The sequence below is a fragment of the Qipengyuania sp. NPDC077563 genome, from assembly GCF_044901345.1.
Lineage (GTDB): Bacteria > Pseudomonadota > Alphaproteobacteria > Sphingomonadales > Sphingomonadaceae > Qipengyuania > Qipengyuania aestuarii.
Map to the genome: position 1 here is coordinate 433633 of NZ_JBJDPC010000003.1, position 15657 is coordinate 449289.

Here is a 15657-nt window from a genome sequence, read left to right on the forward strand (position 1 = left end):
ATCCTCTTTAGTCGGCTTCAACCGCCACACTGGCGGCCATCGGCACGTCAGCGGCAGCATCGCCGATCTGCTTGGCGACCTTCTCGTAAGCTTCGGCATTATGCTCGGCCACGGTCATGCTGACTTCGCCTTTCTTGTCGAGCAGGACGGCTTCTTCGCCCGAACCCAGCGGCGCGAGGCGCACGATCAGCGGGCGCGGCGAAAGGAAGCGGTCCGATCCGTTCGATCCGTCGACCACGGCCCCGATGGCGCCGCCCATCAGGACATTGCCGATCGTCGCTGCGCCGGTCTTGCTCCACACGAGAACCGAAGTCGGCTCGTAGCCTTCGCGCACGATATCGACGCGGCTGGAGGTCTTGCGCGGCATCACCAGTTCGCACGGAGTGGTGCAGCTGCGACCATCGAGGAAGGTCGCCTCTGCGCCGCCCGGCGTGGTGTCGATCGCATAGTCCAGATTGGGCCCGTTCACGACAGTCGCGCAGCCCGAAAGACCCACGGCCGCAATGGCCGCAAGAGCGGTATAATACTTCTTCATGATTTCCCCTGTTAGTAATGACCCCTGCCTTCAATCGAAGACAAGCAGGTTTTACTGGGGACTTCTTCTTTGTCGATAGGGATTCGTTGCAAAGCGTGAAATAGAAACGCTTTTTCAGTGAGCCTTACGAAAAGAGCCGCGATCGCCGCTTGGTAATAGCGAAAAGCTGCTGTCCTACACGCTCCCGCCCATGCCGTTGACCCGGCATGGCCCAGCGCATTACATTCCTCCCGACCGCCCTCACGGGGCCGGAACGCGGCCGGAGTTTTTTTGCCCAGGACACTGCTCCAGGCGCTCGATCATTCAGCCCCGCGATGGCGAAGCTGAACGAATCACTCTTCCAGTTCGATGTCCCAGTAAAGCCAGTCGCGCCAGGTTTCGTGGAGGTAGTTGGGCGGAAACTGGCGGCCATGCTGTTGCAACTGCCAGTGCGTCGGCCGGATCGGTTCGGCATAGAGGTTCATGCCCGCCTGTTTCGGCGTGCGGCCGCCCTTCTTCATGTTGCAGGGCGCACAGGCGGTGGCGATGTTCTCCCACGTCGTCTTCCCGCCCATGCGGCGCGGCACGACATGGTCGAAGGTCAGGTTCTCCATCGACCCGCAGAACTGGCAGGCGAAGCGGTCGCGCAGGAACAGGTTGAAGCGCGTGAAGGCCGGGAATTCGGAAGGTTTCACATATTGCTTCAGCGCGATCACGCTGGGGATCTTTATGTCGAGATTGGGCGAATGGACCTCGCGCTCGTAAGTCGCGATGACATCGACCCGGTCGAGGAAGATCGCCTTGATCGCGGTCTGCCACGGCCACAGGCTGAGCGGGTAATAGGACAGCGGCGTGTAATCTGCATTCAGCACGAGGCTGGGGCAGGATTGCAGATTGCGCGTCGGATCCCCTTCGGCGCTGCGAAACCTGGCGGCTCTTTCAAGCAGTTCGGCCCTGAACACGTTGCGTCCTCCCGATACTCCTGTTCCGGATACATCCACTTGCACGCCAAAGCGTCAAGTGTGTTACGGACAGGATTTCCACAGACTTGTCCCGTTGATCTGCCGATCATGCGGGCTAGAGTATGAACATGGTCGTTACGCGGTTCGCCCCCAGTCCGAACGGATCGCTGCATCTGGGCCATGCCTATTCCGCCATTTGCGCCCACGATATCGCGCGTTCGCGCGGCGGGCGTTTCCTCCTGCGGATCGAGGATATCGACGGCGAACGCTCGCTGCCCGAAAAGGCGGCGGAGTTCCGCGAAGACCTCGCCTGGCTGGGGCTGGAATGGGAGGAAGTGCCTGCGCAGTCCACCCGCCTGTCCAGCTATGAAGAGGCCGCACGCGGGCTGCTGCGCGAAGGGCTGCTCTATCCCTGCAGCTGCACCCGCAAGGAGATCGCCGCGCTCGAACCGCGTCTCGGGCCCGAAGGGGCAGTCTATCCGGGCACCTGCAAGGGAAGCCGCCTCGATCCGTCGCGGCCCGCGGCACTGCGGCTCGATGTCGACCGCGCGCTTGCGCAGGTGGGGGCAGCTGCCGGCGACCTGTTCTGGGAGGACGAGATCTGCGGAACCCAGGTGGCCGACCCGCGCCCCTTCGGCGACGTGGTGCTGGTGCGCAAGGATGCCCCGGCCAGCTACCATCTCGCTGCGACGCTGGACGATGCCGCGGACGGGGTGACGCTGGTCACGCGCGGGCAGGACCTTTACGCCATGACCCATATCCACCGCCTGCTGCAGGAACTGCTCGGCCTGCCGGTGCCGACCTGGCACCATCATCCCATCCTGCTCGACGAGAAAGGCGAAAAGCTTGCCAAGCGCCGCAAATCGCCCAGCCTGGCGGACCGGCGCGCTGCGGGTGAGGATGGGCGCGCGCTGGCCGAGCGTCTGCGCCGCGGCGAATTCCCCGCTGGAATTACGCTGGCGAGCGCCTAGATAGGGATCATGAACACATTTCTCGTCATCCTGCTGATCGCGGCCATGGCCATGGTTCTCCTCTCGCTCGTGCGCGGCGTCGTCGCCTTCCTGCAGAGCACGAAAGTGGATCTCGAGACCGGCGAGCAACAGGACGCCACGGAAATGCAGCTGAAGCAGAACAAGGCGATGATGGCGCGTGTGAAGTGGCAGGCGATCGCGATCCTGATCATCGCCCTCCTGCTCGGCGTCGCGACCTGAATTTCGCCCCGGCGTGGTCAAGCTCAACAAGATCTACACCCGCACGGGTGACGATGGCACCACGGGCCTAGTCGACGGTTCGCGCCTGCCCAAACACGCCGCGCGCATCGACACCATCGGCGCGGTGGATGAGGCGAATTCCGCGCTCGGCCTTGCGGCGGTAACGCTGGCCGGCGGCCCGCACGCAGAACCGCTCTACCGGATCCAGAACGATCTTTTCGATCTGGGCGCCGATCTCGCGACCCCGGCCGAAGAGGGAGACGATTTCGCGCCCTCGGACATGGTGCTGCGCGTGGTTGCGGCGCAGGTCTCCTGGCTGGAAACGGCGATCGATGCGCTGAATGCGCGGCTCGAGCCACTCACCAGCTTCGTCCTGCCCGGCGGCAGCGAAGCCGCGGCCCGCGTCCATCTCGCCCGCGCGGCAGTGCGGCAGGCAGAACGCACGATGACTGCCATGGCTGCTGCCGAACCCGTCAATCCGCAGGCGCTTTCCTACATCAATCGGCTGTCGGACTATCTCTTCGTGCTGGCCCGGGTGGCCAACGATGACGGCAAGGGCGATGTCAAATGGGTCCCCGGCGCTAACCGCTAGCCAAGCCTCCTTCGCCCCGCTAGACGCCGCGTTTTGCTGCACATGCGAAGGGATTTCTCGATGAGCAAGACGATCGCCATAATCGGCGCGGGCCAGATGGGTTCGGGCATAGCGCAAACATTCGCCCAGAACGGAATGGATGTGCTGCTGGCCGATGTCAGCCTGGACGTGGCCGAGCAGGCCGTCGGCAAGATCGACAAGGCGCTGGGCAAGCTTGTCGGACGCGGCAAGATCGAAGTCTCCGATGCCGAAAGCGCCTTGAAGCGGATCACGCCGGTCGGCGATTACAGCCGGATGGATGAAGCCGAGTTCATCATCGAGGCGGCAACCGAGAAAGAAGAGATCAAGAAGGCCATCTTCGAAAAGGCTGGCGAAAAGCTTGGCCCGGATGCGATCATGGCATCGAACACGAGCTCGATCCCCATCACCCGGATGGCCAATTATGCGCCCGATCCCGCGCGGTTCATCGGCCTGCATTTCTTCAATCCGGTCCCGGTCATGGGCTTGATCGAAGTCATTCCCGGCCTCGCCACGGCCGAAGTCACGACCGAACGCACGCGGGCTTTGGCCGAAGCGCTGGGCAAGGAAGTGGTGCTGAGCCAAGACGAACCCGGCTTCGTCGTCAACCGCATCCTCCTGCCGATGATCAACGAAGCGGTCTTCGTGCTCGGCCAGTCGACCGCCCGCATCGAGGATATCGACAAGGGGTGCCGGCTTGGTCTCAACCACCCGATGGGTCCGCTGCAGCTGGCCGATTTCGTGGGGCTGGATACCTGCCTCGATATTCTCATGGTGCTCTACAAGACCACGCGCGACACCAAGTACCGGCCTGCGCCGCTGCTGGTGAAATATGTCGAAGCGGGTTGGCTCGGCCGCAAGACGGGCCGCGGGTTCTACGATTATGCGGGCGAGGAGCCGGTTCCCACCCGCTGACGGGAACGGCCTGCGAGGCCCGCTCGTTCATGGGCAAAGGAGAATTTTACGCCATGAGCGATAGCAAGACAAACACCCCCGTCGGCGAAAGCCAGGAAGCGCGGCAGGCAGGCCTCGCTCCTGAAACGCATAATGACGAGCAGGACGATCACCGCAACCAGGCGCAGGAAGTTGCCGAGGAAGCCAAGGGCGTGACGACCGAGACGGTGTCGCCGACCGAGAGCGGGAAGGGCGACAACAAGTCCGGCCTGATGGGCGATTCCACGCAGGATACCATCGATCACATGCGGGACATGGAAAGCTCGGGCCGGATCGATATGGACGCCTATAAGGGCGAGCCCAATCACGACGACAACGTCGATAAATACGGCAAAGAGCACAAGCCCGACGGTCTGCGCGGCGACGGCACCTGAGCCAAGCCGACAGGCTTGCACCAATTCAGGCGGGTACCCTTCCAACGAGGGGTGCCCGCTTTTTTCATGTCTTTGTAAAAGACCTCGCGCTGTCTTCCAAGGTTGTGTTCAGTAGGTTTCGGGGGGCCCTATGAAACGTCCTTGGCTGTCGATCGGCGGAGGCGCATCGAACGGTGAACCGCCGGGAGCGGGCCCTTCCGGCATGTCATCGAACGTATTGCTCTGTTCGCTTCCCGCTTCGGCATACCAGCTATCGAGATCGGGGTCTTCGCGCTCGCTCGGCCCTTGGTACTCGGAGTAGGGGCTTCCTGCCATGACAGGCGGACCCAATTCCGAAGGGGGAGGCGGGGGCTGATCGTCGCTTTCAACTACGTAAGTGTCTTCACCGGCATCGGGGAAGAAGCTTTTCGCGGCGTAAAGGAGGACGCCCAGGCCCACCAGCATTCCCGCGACCCAATAGAAAGTGTTGCGTAACGACATAGCCTTCAACCCTAGCCGCCGAATGGTTAATAATTGCTCTTCGAGGCCTCGGCCTTGAGGCGGTAAAGCTCGTGCAGGGCTTCGCGGGGGGACAGGGAATCGATGTCGAGTGCCTCCAGCGCATCGCGCAGGGTATCGCACTTTTCGTCTTCCGCCTGCGCCGTGGCCGCGAAAAGCGGCAGATCTCCCAGCCCCGCTGCCAGTCCGCCCGTTTCCGCGCGGCCCTTTTCAAGCCGGTCGAGCACGGCCTTGGCGCGCTTGATCACCGGCGGCGGAACACCTGCCAGCTTGGCGACCGAGAGGCCGTAACTGCGGTCGGCCGCGCCTCTCGCCAGTTCGTGTAGGAGGACCAGATCGCCCTTCCATTCGCGGGCGCGGACGTGGTGGAGGCTCAGTGCGTCGCAGGTTTCGGCGAGGCGCGAGAGTTCGTGGTAATGCGTCGCGAAGAGGCAGCGACACTTCAATTGTTCGTGCACCGCCTCGACCACAGCCCAGGCGAGGGCCATGCCGTCATAGGTCGAGGTGCCGCGGCCCACTTCATCGAGAATCACGAAGCTGCGATCGGTCGCCTGGCTTAGAATTGCGGCGGTTTCGACCATTTCCACCATGAATGTGGAGCGGCCCCGCGCGAGGTTGTCGGAGGCGCCGACGCGGCTGAAAAGGCGGTCTGCAATGCCCACTTTCGCGCTGGTTGCGGGGACGAAACTGCCGGCCTGGGCGAGCAAAAGTATCAGCGCATTCTGGCGCAGGAAGGTCGATTTGCCGCCCATGTTTGGCCCGCCGATGAGCCACAAACGTTCCGAAAAACCCACCGAACAGTCGTTTGATCGGAACCGATCACCCGTCTTGATCAGCGCCTGTTCCACGACCGGGTGCCGACCGGCGACGACTTCGAGGCAAGGTTCGTCGAGCATGTCCGGCTGGCACCAGTCGCCTTCCGCCGCCCGTTCGGCGAGCGCGGCCGATACATCGATCCGGGCCAGCGCGGCAGCGGTTGCGGCGATGGCTTCGCGGCAGGCGACCACTTCGCCGACCAGCGTTTCGAAATGGCTGTCTTCGGCGGCGAGGGCATGGGCCCCGGCTTCGGCGATGCGGCTGGCTTCCTCGTGCAGGCCCACCGAATTGAAGCGCACCGCCCCGGCCATTGTCTGCCGGTGGGTGAAGCCGCTGTCGGCGGCCATCAGCTTGTCGCCATGCTTGGCGGGCACTTCGATGAAATAGCCCAGCACCTTGTTGTGCTTGATCTTGAGCGAGGGCGTGCCGGTCTCCTCGCGGTATTTCGCCTCCAGCGCGGCGATGGCCTTGCGCGCATTGCCGCTGGTTTCGCGCAAAGCGTCGAGCGCGTGGTCATAGCCCGCGGCGATGAAGCCGCCCTGGCCGCGTTCGGTCGGCGGGGAGGGGACCAGCGCGCGGTCCAGATGATCGGTCAGGGCGCCGTGCCCGCCCAGCCTTTCCACCGCCTGCGCCAGCAGCGGCGGCAGGTCGACCCCGGCCGAGAGCATGCCACGCAGCCGCCGCGCTTCGCCAAGGCCATCACGGATCTGCCCCAGATCGCGCGGACTGCCGCGCCCCGCCACGATCCGGCCCAGCGCGCGCCCGATATCGGGTGCCTGCCGCAGCACGGCGCGGATATCGCCGCGCAGCAGCGGATCGTCATGGAAATGGCGCACGCTGGCTAGCCGGTGTTCGATCGCAAGCCGGTCGGCGAGCGGGGCGGACAGGTCTTCGGCCAGTTGGCGCGCGCCCGCACCGGTGGCGCAGCGATCGACACAGGCGACCAGGCTGCCATCGCGCCCGCCGTTCTGCGCGGCAAGGATTTCCAGGCTGCTGCGCGTGGCGGCATCCATCGCCAGATGCGCTTCGCTGCCGCGCGCCACAGGCGGCAGGAGGAAGGGCAGCTGGCCGCGCCCCGCATGGTCGAGATAGGCGATCAGCCCGGCGGCGGCCGCCAGCATCGGGCGCGAGAAATCGCCCAGCCCATCGAGCGTGGCGAGGCTGTGAATATCCTTCAGCCGCGCTTCGCCGTCCTCGCTGCGGAAATCGGGGCGCGGGCGGGCAATCACATCGGCAGGGGCATCGTCCCAGTCATCGGGCCCCACCACCTCGCTGGCGCCGAGGCGGGCGAGCGCGGCATCGAGCCGGTCGGCCGCGCAGTCTTCCAGCTCCATCCGCCCGGTGGAAATATCGCAGGACGCAAGGCCCACCCCGTCGCGCACCGGGGCCACCGCGACCAGCAGATTGGCGCGCCGCGGTTCGAGCAGCGCCTCTTCCGTCAGCGTGCCCGCGGTAACGAAGCGCACGATATCGCGCGAGACCAGCGCCTTGGACACCGGCTTGCCTTCGCGCTTCGTCCGCTCCTTGGCTTCGTCGGGGGTCTCGGTCTGCTCGGCAATCGCGACGCGGCAGCCGCCCTTGATCAGCCGGGCGAGATAGCCTTCCGCCGCATGGACCGGCACGCCGCACATCGGCACCGGTTCCCCGCAATGTTCGCCGCGCGTGGTCAGCGCGATGTCGAGCACCTGCGCGGCCACCCTGGCATCGTCGAAGAACAGTTCGAAGAAATCGCCCATGCGGTAAAACAGCAGCGCATCGCCAGCCTCGCGTTTGAGCGCGAGATATTGCTGCATCATCGGAGTGGGTGAGTCGGCCATGGGCCATGCCGTAGCGGCCCGCTTTGCGATTCGGGAAGCGGCGCAGCGGGTGTTTCCCCTATGACTTCGCGCAAAATGCTCTTAGGGGCGGGCACAAGACCTCAGAGACCCGCCCAAAGGACAAGCATGGCCGAAGAAAAGCAGAACGGTTTCAACACGCGCGAAGCGTTGTTCTATCACGAAACGATCCGTCCCGGTAAGATCGAGATCGTTGCCAGCAAGCCGATGGCGACCCAGCGCGATCTGGCGCTGGCCTATTCGCCGGGCGTTGCGGCCCCGGTCGAGGCGATTGCGGCCAATCCCAAGGATGCGGCACGCTATACCGCCCGCTCCAACCTCGTGGCAGTGATTTCCAACGGTACCGCGATCCTCGGCCTCGGCAATCTGGGCGCGCTGGCATCGAAGCCGGTGATGGAAGGCAAGGCCGTCCTGTTCAAGCGCTTCGCCGATGTGGATTCGATCGATCTCGAACTCGATACCGAAGACCCGGAAGCCTTCATCAATGCCGTCGCGCTGATGGAACCCAGCTTCGGCGGCATCAATCTGGAAGATATCGCCGCGCCCGAATGCTTCATTATCGAGCAGGCCCTGCGCGAAAAGATGAACATCCCGGTGATGCATGACGACCAGCACGGCACCGCGATCATCGCTGCCGCCGGTCTGATCAACGCCTGCCATGTGACGGGCCGCGAACTGAAAGACTGCAAGATGGTGGTCAACGGGGCGGGCGCTTCGGCGCTGGCCTGCACCGCGCTGATCAAGGCGATGGGCATTCCGCACGAAAACGTGATCGTGTGCGACCGCTCCGGGCCGATCACGCCGGGCCGCGCCGATGTGGACCAGTGGAAGAGCGCGCATGCGGTACCGACCGATGCGACCAGCCTGGAAGAAGCGCTGAAGGGCGCGGACATCTTCCTCGGCCTCTCGGCAGCCGGCGCGCTGAAGCCCGAATGGGTGGCCAATATGGCCGAGCGCCCGATCATCTTCGCCATGGCCAATCCGGTGCCGGAAATCATGCCCGAAGATGCCAAGGCCGTGCGGCCCGATGCGATCATTGCCACCGGGCGCAGCGATTATCCCAACCAGGTCAACAATGTGCTGGGCTTCCCCTTCATCTTCCGCGGCGCGCTGGACGTGCAGGCCACCGCGATCAATGAAGAGATGAAGATCGCCGCCGCCCGTGCGATCGCGGAACTGGCGCGCGACCGCGTGCCCGAGGAAGTGGCCGCTGCTTACGGCGTGGTCCACCAGTTCGGCGAGGAATACATCATTCCCGCGCCCTTCGATCCGCGCCTGATGGAAGTCGTGTCCTCCGCCGTGGCCAAGGCCGCGATGGACAGCGGCGTGGCGCAGGCCCCGATCGAGGATTTCGACGCCTATCGCCATGCGCTGAAGGCCCGCCTGAACCCGACGACCGGCGCGCTGACCAATATCTACGAGCAGGCCAAGGCCAATCCCAAGCGGATGGTTTTCGCCGAAGCCGAGGAAGATGTCGCCTTGCGCGCCGCGATCCAGTACCGCGACTATGGCTACGGCGAACCCATCCTGGTCGGCCGCACCGAGAAGGTGCTGGCCAAGCTCCAGGAACTGGGCGTCGACGATCCGAGCGACTGGATCATCGAGAATTCGAACGTGTCGGACAAGGTGCCGGCAATGAACGATTATCTCTATAAGCGCCTGCAGCGCCGCGGTTATACCGAGCGCGACGTGCAGCGCATGGTCAATCAGGAACGCAATGTCTTTGCCGCCCTGCTGGTGGCGCTGGGCCACGGCGAAGGCATGATCTCCGGCCTCACCCGCACCTATGCGCAGACCGCGCGCGAAGTGGCCCGCGTGATCGATCCCAAGCCGGGCGCAACGCCCTTCGGCGTGCACATGATGATCGGCAAGAACCACACCACCTTCCTGGCCGATACCACGATCAACGAACGCCCGACCGCGGCCGAACTGGCGCATATCGCGCGCGAAACCGCTGCCGTGGCGCGCCGCATGGGTCACGAACCGCGCGTTGCCTTCATGTCCTATTCGACCTTCGGCAATCCTTCGGGCCAGTGGCTTGGCAATCTGCGCGATGCCGTGGCGCTGCTGGATGCGGACGATACGGTGGACTTCGAATATGAAGGCGAAATGGCCCCCGATGCCGCGCTCAACCGCAAGGTCATGGCGCTCTATCCGTTCAGCCGCCTGTCGGGCCCGGCCAATGTGCTGATCATGCCGGGGCTGCAATCGGCCAATCTGTCGGCCAAGCTGCTGCGCGAACTGGGCGGCGAAACCATGGTCGGCCCGATGATGATCGGCAGCGAGAAGCCGGTGCAGATCGCGCCGATGACCGCGATCGCGCCCGATCTGCTGACGCTGGCCGTGCTGGCCAGCGCCGGAGTGGTCGGCTGAGATGGCGGAAGCGATGAGCATTGCCGACCAGCGCCATCGCTTCTCCATCCCGGACGACGTCCATTATCTGAATTGCGCCTATATGGCTCCGCTTTCCCGCGAGGTGAGCGGGGCCATGGTGGAAGGCGCGCGGCTGAAGGAACAGCCGTGGAATTTCCTCCCCGCCGATTTTTTCCGCGTGGCCGAGAACTTTCGCGAAAGCGCGGGGCGGCTGGCGGGCGTTTCGCCAGACAGGATCGCGATCGTGCCATCGGTGAGCTACGGGCTGGCCGTGGCGGCGGCCAATCTGCCGCTTGCCGCCGGGCAGAATGTGGTGACGCTGGGCGACCAGTTTCCCTCCAATGTCTATGTCTGGCAGGAAAGGGCGCGGGCTGCCGGGGCCGAGGTGATCGCCGTGTCGCGCCCGTCGCAAAGCTGCTGGAGCGGGGCGGTACTCGATGCCATCGGCCGGATACCGCCATCGTGGCGGTGCCGCACAATCACTGGGCGGACGGGCGCATGGTCGATCTGGTGGCGGTGGGCGAAAAGGCGCGCGCGCATGGGGCCGCGCTGGTGCTCGACCTGACCCAGTCGCTTGGCGCGATGCCGCTCGATTTTGCGGCGGTGCAGCCCGATTTTGCCGTGGCGGCTTGCTACAAATGGCTGATGGGGCCTTACGGGATCGGCCTGCTTTATGCCGACCCGAAGCATCATGATGGCGTGCCGATTGAACATAACTGGATCAACCGGGCAGGCTCGGAAGATTTTTCGCGGCTGGTCGAGTATCGCAGCGATTTCCAGCCCGGCGCGCGGCGCTTCGACATGGGCGAGAAATCGAACGCGCCTTTGCTGATGGGCGCAGGCGCGGGAATGGATTTCCTGATGGAATTCGGGATCGCGGCAATCGCCGACGAGCTGGGCCGCCGGACCGATGCCATCGCCCGCGAGGCGGCCGAGCTGGGGCTGACGCATGCCCCCATCGGCACGCGCGCGCCGCATTTCCTCGCGCTCGGTTTTCCCGACGGCCTGCCCGCCGGGCTCACTGAAAAGCTGGCGCAGCGACAGGTGCATGTCTCGGTGCGCGGCAGCTCGCTGCGCGTCACGCCGCATCTCTACAACAGCGCCGCCGATACGGACGCGCTGCTGGCGACCTTGCGCGAATGCCTCGCCTAGGCCGGCACCGTTTGCGGCAGGCCAGCGGGTAGCTCGACGAGGTAATTGCGCGGATCGGCTGGGTCGATCAGGACGCGGAAGGACGCATTCTCCAGCGCCGCAGGGTGGATCGTCACCGGGCCGCTCCTGAAATTGCGCTTGGCGCCCGTCTGCGGATCGGCGCCCGTGCAGACGATCCGCCAGCAGTCATGCGGGCCCTGCCGCCTGCTCGACACGGGCAGGGCGTAGAGAAAGCGCGCTTCGATCGGCTTGCCGTTCTGCATCAGGAAGGCGATACGGCGGCGCTCGGTACGAAAGACGCGAAGCAGCCAGAGGCCTGCGGCAAGGAAGGCAATACCGATCAGTACCGCGATGATGGGTTTCATCCATGCCGGCCAGAAAGCGGTGAGACGGGCATCGCTGGGATTGCCGGGCAGATAGGCCATCTCGATGCTCTGGCCCAGGCGGTAGGCTGGGTTCGGGCCGCCGATCTGGCCGCGGAACCGGCGCATTCGGCCTTGCCCGTCCCGCCATTCCACAAGCGGCGCGAAATTCGGCTCGCCGTCTTTGCCCTCGAATTCCGTATGGCCGACGACTGTCCCCTGCGTAGCGACGGCGGAGCGGGCGAACTGCCACTGCTCCGCGCCCAGCCACAGGCCGAGCGCCAGCGCCGCCGCACCCGCCTGCGTAAAGAGCGCCCCCGGCAAGATCATCCTTTTCTGCATCCGCGTCCCTCTCCCGAACCCGTGTTTAGCGGGTTGCCGATAAACTGCCAGCGCGCGTCGATCGCGCTGCTGCGGCGGGCCGAACCATCACGCCCGAACCCCTTGCCGGAACGGCTCGGCGGACGAATTTTCGCAGGTTCATCTTTTGGCAAGCGCACTCGCGGCTAAGGGCCTTTCCCCATTCAAATGGGACATGTGCAAGGGATCGCACTCGAAAGGACGAATAATGAAAAAAGCACTCGCACTCGCCGTGATCGGCGCCGGCCTCGCGGCCACTCCGGCCATGGCGCAGGACACGCGCGCACCCGGCGGCCTCTATGTCGGCGTGCTCGGCGGCTATGAAGGCGTCGATGTCGATGCGGCCGACGGCAACGCCACGGCCAGCGCCGACAGCGCGGTTTACGGCATCAATGCAGGCTACGACCTCAGCCTTGGCAGCGCCTTCGTCGGCGTGGAAGGCGAACTGTCCACCAGCGACGGCACCACAAGCTTCCCAGACAGCTTCGGCGGCGCGCGCGAAGGGCTGGAGACCGGCGGCCAGTATTACATCGGCGCGCGCGCCGGCGTAGCGCTGACGCCCGGCATCGCGGCCTATGGCAAGGTGGGCTATACCGCGCTCGATACGAAGGCGTTCACCGACAGCGGCTCGCTCGACGAGCTGGACGAGAATGCCGACGGCATCCGCTACGGCGCAGGCCTGCAGGTGCAGCTGCCCGGACCGCTGGAAGGCCGCCTCGAATACCGCCGTTCGAAATACAATGATCTCGCCGATGCGGGTCAGGGCGACGCGACGACCGACCAGGTCGTGGCCGGTCTCGCACTGCGTTTCTAGGCTTTAGAGCCGATCAGAACGGCAGGGTCTTGCCGGTGTAATCGACATAGGCGTAGTCACCGCTCGCCTGTTCGACGACATCGGCGAGGCCCTTCACGCTTTCTTCTACCGTGATCTTGGCGTTGGGTCCGCCCATGTCGGTCTGCACCCAGCCCGGGTGGAGCGAACGCACGGTCACGCCGCGTTCCTTCGCCTCCTGCTCGGCAATGCCCTTGGCGAGCATGTTCTGCGCGGTCTTGCTGGTGCGGTAGAGTTCATAGCCGCCCGAGCTGTCCTCGATCGAACCCATCAGCGAGCTCATGAAGGACAGCGAGCCGCCCTTCCTGATTTGCGGCAGTAGCGCCTTGCCCAAATGCGCCGGGCCGAAGGCGTTGGTCATCATGACCTTGGCCACTTCGTCCGCAGTCGCCTTCTCGCTCGACTGGTGCTCCGCCCCGGTGATCCCGGCATTGACGATCACCGCATCGAATTCGCCGTCGATGGAGAAGGTCGATGGATCGGTGACGTCGAGCGTCGCCACCGACACATCCTCCAGCGCGTGGAGATCATCGCTTTTCGAGCGTTCGGTTCCGGTGACCTGCCAGCCCCGCGCCTTGAACTCCTCGGCGAGGCCGAGGCCGATGCCGCGCGATGCGCCGACGATAAGAATATGCTTGCTCATTGGATGTCTCCTTACGCCGGGTGGACCAGCGTTTTCAGGTTCATGAATTCATGGAGGCCGAATTCGGCCAGTTCGCGGCCGTGGCCCGACCGCTTGATGCCGCCGAAGGGCGCCTCGATCTTCGAGCCGTTGACGCCGTTGAAGGTCGTCATGCCCGCTTCGATGGCGTTGGCGAAATGCTCCTTCTCGCCCTCGTCATTGGTCCAGACGGCAGAGCCGAGGCCGAAGGGAATGGCATTGGCGATCATCGTCGCCTCGTCGATATCCTTCGCCTTGTAGAGCTGGCCGACGGGGCCGAAGATCTCGTCCGTACCGGTTTCGCTGCCCACTGCGACATCGGTCAGCAGGCCCGCAGTCATCCACGCGCCCGGCTTGTCGATCTTCTCCGCGCCGAAGAGCAGGGTGCAGCCTTCCTTCTTCGCCTTCTCGACCTGATCCAGCACGGTATCGCGCTGGCCCTCGCTCGACAGCGGTCCAAGGCCGGTGTCCTCATCCATCGGATCGCCGAGCTTCACGTCCTTCAGTGCCTGGATGAACCGTTCGGAAAAATCATCGTAGATGTCGGCATGGACGATGGTGCGCTTGCCGCAGATGCAGGACTGGCCGTTGTTCTGGATGCGTGCGGTGACGGCGTCCTTTACCGCCTGGTCCATGTCGGCGGACGGCATTACGATGAAGGGATCGCTGCCGCCCAGTTCCAGCACGACCTTCTTCAGGTGCTTGCCCGCCTGCTGCGCCACGGCGCTGCCGGCGCCCTCGCTCCCCGTCAGCGTGGCGGCGACGATGCGCGTATCGGCAATGACATCGGCAATCGGATCGGAGGATACGCACAGATTTTGGAACAGGCCTTCGGGACCGCCTGCCTCGACCACCAGTTCCTCCATCCGCTGGGCAACGCCCTGCACGATGCTGGCATGTTTCAGCAGGCCGACATTCCCGGCCAGGATCGTCGGCGCCAGGAAGCGGATAACCTGCCAATAGGGGAAGTTCCATGGCATCACCGCGAGCACCGGCCCCTGCGGCAGCCAGCGCGCCTCGGCCCGGCCGCCATCGGACAGGTCCCAGAATTTTGAATCGAGCATCGGCGGGCCATGCTCGGCATAATAATGCAGCAGGCTGGCGCATTTCCCGACCTCGCTACGCGCCTGGGTGATGGGCTTACCCATCTCGGTCACGGCGAGCTTTGCGAGCTCTTCCTTATTGCTCTCGTAGAGATCGCCGAGGGCGGAGAGAACCTTGGTGCGCTTGTCGATCGAAGTGGTGCGCCACTCGCGATAGGTGCGCGTCGCAGTCTCGAGCTTGCGGTCGATGCCGTTCTTATCGAGCGTTTCATATTCGGCGATGGTTTCGCCGGTTGCGGGATTAATGGTGGTGATCAAGGGGGAGGGCCTTTGGTTGGGGGTTACACCCAAACAATCGCCGCGCCCCCCGCAGCGTTCCGAAGCCTATCTCCGCCGGAAGCGGAAATACCACACCTCGTGCCCATAGGTGTGGCGGGCCTTGTGTTCGTAACGCGTTTCGCACCAGCCAGAAGGGCGGTTTTCCCACGCGTGCCGGTCGGCGGCGACCCATTCGAATTCGTCGGTGAAGCGGCGCATCACCATCAGTGCATGGCGCAGATAGACCGCGTGATCAGTGCCAAAGCGGAATTCCCCGCCCGGCTTCAGCTTGTCGGCAATCATGCGCACCGGGCCATCGTTCATCATCCGGCGCTTGGCATGCTTGTTCTTGGGCCAGGGATCAGGATGAAGCAGATAGACCATGGTTAGCGCATCGTCCGGCACACGGGCCAAGGCATCGAGCGCATCGCCGTGATGGATGCGGACATTGGCCAAGGCGCCATCGCGCACATGGGTCAGCGCCTGGGCAACGCCGTTGACGAAAGGTTCGGCCCCGATGAAGCCGTGATCGGGCAGCATGTCGGCGCGATACGCCATGTGTTCGCCGCCGCCGAAACCGATTTCGAAATGCAATGGCCGGTCGAAGCCGAACAGGCCTTCAGCGGTGACCGGCCCTTCGGCGGGAACGGCGATCTGGGGCAGCAGCTTGTCGACTAGTTCCTGCTGTGCGGCGCGCAGGGGTTTGCCCTGGCTGCGGCCGTAGAGCCGGTTGAGCGTGGTCGGATCGCCTTCCTTGAATGCTGACATGGGCAGGCGCGCTA

At 64.5% G+C, this 15657-nt stretch carries 17 protein-coding genes; 9 read left to right on the forward strand and 8 right to left on the reverse strand.

Going from position 1 to position 15657, the window contains the following annotated elements:
* Positions 1-7: 7 nt before the first annotated feature.
* On the reverse strand, positions 8-535 hold the full coding sequence (locus ACI2I1_RS13280; RefSeq protein WP_404679475.1) for a hypothetical protein: 528 nt from the start codon (positions 533-535) through the stop codon (positions 8-10).
* A gap of 332 nt (positions 536-867) precedes the next feature.
* Positions 868-1476, reverse strand: a complete 609-nt coding sequence (locus ACI2I1_RS13285; RefSeq protein WP_404679476.1) for an HNH endonuclease — start codon at positions 1474-1476, stop codon at positions 868-870.
* A 128-nt stretch (positions 1477-1604) separates the two neighbouring features.
* On the opposite strand from ACI2I1_RS13285, the gene gluQRS reads away from it, so the two are divergent.
* Genes gluQRS through ACI2I1_RS13310 form a run of 5 tightly spaced genes read left to right on the forward strand, consistent with a single transcriptional unit; the run spans position 1605 to position 4625 of the window.
* Positions 1605-2447 (forward strand): tRNA glutamyl-Q(34) synthetase GluQRS, encoded by an 843-nt coding sequence (gene gluQRS, locus ACI2I1_RS13290; protein WP_404679665.1) that lies wholly within the window; start codon positions 1605-1607, stop codon positions 2445-2447.
* A gap of 9 nt (positions 2448-2456) precedes the next feature.
* A complete protein-coding gene (locus tag ACI2I1_RS13295; RefSeq protein ID WP_404679477.1) occupies positions 2457-2687 on the forward strand; it encodes a hypothetical protein in 231 nt (76 codons plus the stop codon).
* Positions 2688-2700: 13 nt separating this feature from the next.
* Positions 2701-3279, forward strand: a complete 579-nt coding sequence (locus tag ACI2I1_RS13300) for a cob(I)yrinic acid a,c-diamide adenosyltransferase (RefSeq protein ID WP_404679478.1) — start codon at positions 2701-2703, stop codon at positions 3277-3279.
* Between the two features lie 60 nt (positions 3280-3339).
* Positions 3340-4212, forward strand: coding sequence for a 3-hydroxyacyl-CoA dehydrogenase NAD-binding domain-containing protein (locus ACI2I1_RS13305; protein WP_221543616.1), 873 nt, complete (start codon positions 3340-3342; stop codon positions 4210-4212).
* Positions 4213-4265: 53 nt separating this feature from the next.
* On the forward strand, positions 4266-4625 hold the full coding sequence (locus tag ACI2I1_RS13310; protein WP_221543615.1) for a hypothetical protein: 360 nt from the start codon (positions 4266-4268) through the stop codon (positions 4623-4625).
* A 108-nt stretch (positions 4626-4733) separates the two neighbouring features.
* Here the strand turns inward: ACI2I1_RS13310 and ACI2I1_RS13315 are convergent, their stop codons facing one another.
* The gene (locus ACI2I1_RS13315; protein ID WP_404679479.1) at positions 4734-5105 is read right to left on the reverse strand and encodes a hypothetical protein; all 372 of its coding nucleotides are present in this window, start codon (positions 5103-5105) and stop codon (positions 4734-4736) included.
* A gap of 26 nt (positions 5106-5131) precedes the next feature.
* Complete coding sequence (mutS, locus tag ACI2I1_RS13320; RefSeq protein WP_404679480.1) at positions 5132-7756, reverse strand: DNA mismatch repair protein MutS; 2625 nt, start codon at positions 7754-7756, stop codon at positions 5132-5134.
* A gap of 126 nt (positions 7757-7882) precedes the next feature.
* On the opposite strand from mutS, the gene ACI2I1_RS13325 reads away from it, so the two are divergent.
* Genes ACI2I1_RS13325 through ACI2I1_RS13335 form a run of 3 tightly spaced genes read left to right on the forward strand, consistent with a single transcriptional unit; the run spans position 7883 to position 11299 of the window.
* Entirely contained in the window at positions 7883-10147 is a 2265-nt protein-coding gene (locus tag ACI2I1_RS13325; protein WP_404679481.1) for an NADP-dependent malic enzyme, read from the forward strand.
* A 13-nt stretch (positions 10148-10160) separates the two neighbouring features.
* A complete protein-coding gene (locus ACI2I1_RS13330; RefSeq protein WP_404679482.1) occupies positions 10161-10712 on the forward strand; it encodes a hypothetical protein in 552 nt (183 codons plus the stop codon).
* Positions 10646-11299 (forward strand): aminotransferase class V-fold PLP-dependent enzyme, encoded by a 654-nt coding sequence (locus ACI2I1_RS13335; RefSeq protein WP_404679483.1) that lies wholly within the window; start codon positions 10646-10648, stop codon positions 11297-11299. The genes ACI2I1_RS13330 and ACI2I1_RS13335 overlap by 67 nt, the downstream gene beginning before the upstream one ends.
* On the opposite strand, the gene ACI2I1_RS13340 is transcribed toward ACI2I1_RS13335, so the two are convergent.
* On the reverse strand, positions 11296-12003 hold the full coding sequence (locus ACI2I1_RS13340) for a DUF3592 domain-containing protein (protein WP_404679484.1): 708 nt from the start codon (positions 12001-12003) through the stop codon (positions 11296-11298). The two genes, ACI2I1_RS13335 and ACI2I1_RS13340, sit on opposite strands and share 4 nt — an antisense overlap.
* Before the next feature lie 226 nt (positions 12004-12229).
* Here ACI2I1_RS13340 and ACI2I1_RS13345 point away from each other — a divergent pair, with 226 nt between their 5' ends.
* Complete coding sequence (locus tag ACI2I1_RS13345; RefSeq protein WP_404679485.1) at positions 12230-12835, forward strand: outer membrane protein; 606 nt, start codon at positions 12230-12232, stop codon at positions 12833-12835.
* A gap of 13 nt (positions 12836-12848) precedes the next feature.
* Here ACI2I1_RS13345 and ACI2I1_RS13350 read toward each other — a convergent pair whose 3' ends face one another.
* The 3 genes from ACI2I1_RS13350 to ACI2I1_RS13360 all read right to left on the reverse strand — a co-directional run bounded on the left by ACI2I1_RS13350 (position 12849) and on the right by ACI2I1_RS13360 (position 15643).
* Positions 12849-13496 carry an SDR family NAD(P)-dependent oxidoreductase gene (locus ACI2I1_RS13350; protein ID WP_404679486.1) on the reverse strand — a complete coding sequence of 216 codons (648 nt, stop codon included), beginning with the start codon at positions 13494-13496 and terminating at the stop codon, positions 12849-12851.
* Positions 13497-13507: 11 nt separating this feature from the next.
* Positions 13508-14875 carry an NAD-dependent succinate-semialdehyde dehydrogenase gene (locus tag ACI2I1_RS13355; RefSeq protein WP_404679487.1) on the reverse strand — a complete coding sequence of 456 codons (1368 nt, stop codon included), beginning with the start codon at positions 14873-14875 and terminating at the stop codon, positions 13508-13510.
* A 66-nt stretch (positions 14876-14941) separates the two neighbouring features.
* On the reverse strand, positions 14942-15643 hold the full coding sequence (locus ACI2I1_RS13360; RefSeq protein WP_404679488.1) for a tRNA (guanine(46)-N(7))-methyltransferase TrmB: 702 nt from the start codon (positions 15641-15643) through the stop codon (positions 14942-14944).
* Between the last annotated feature and the right edge of the window lie 14 nt (positions 15644-15657).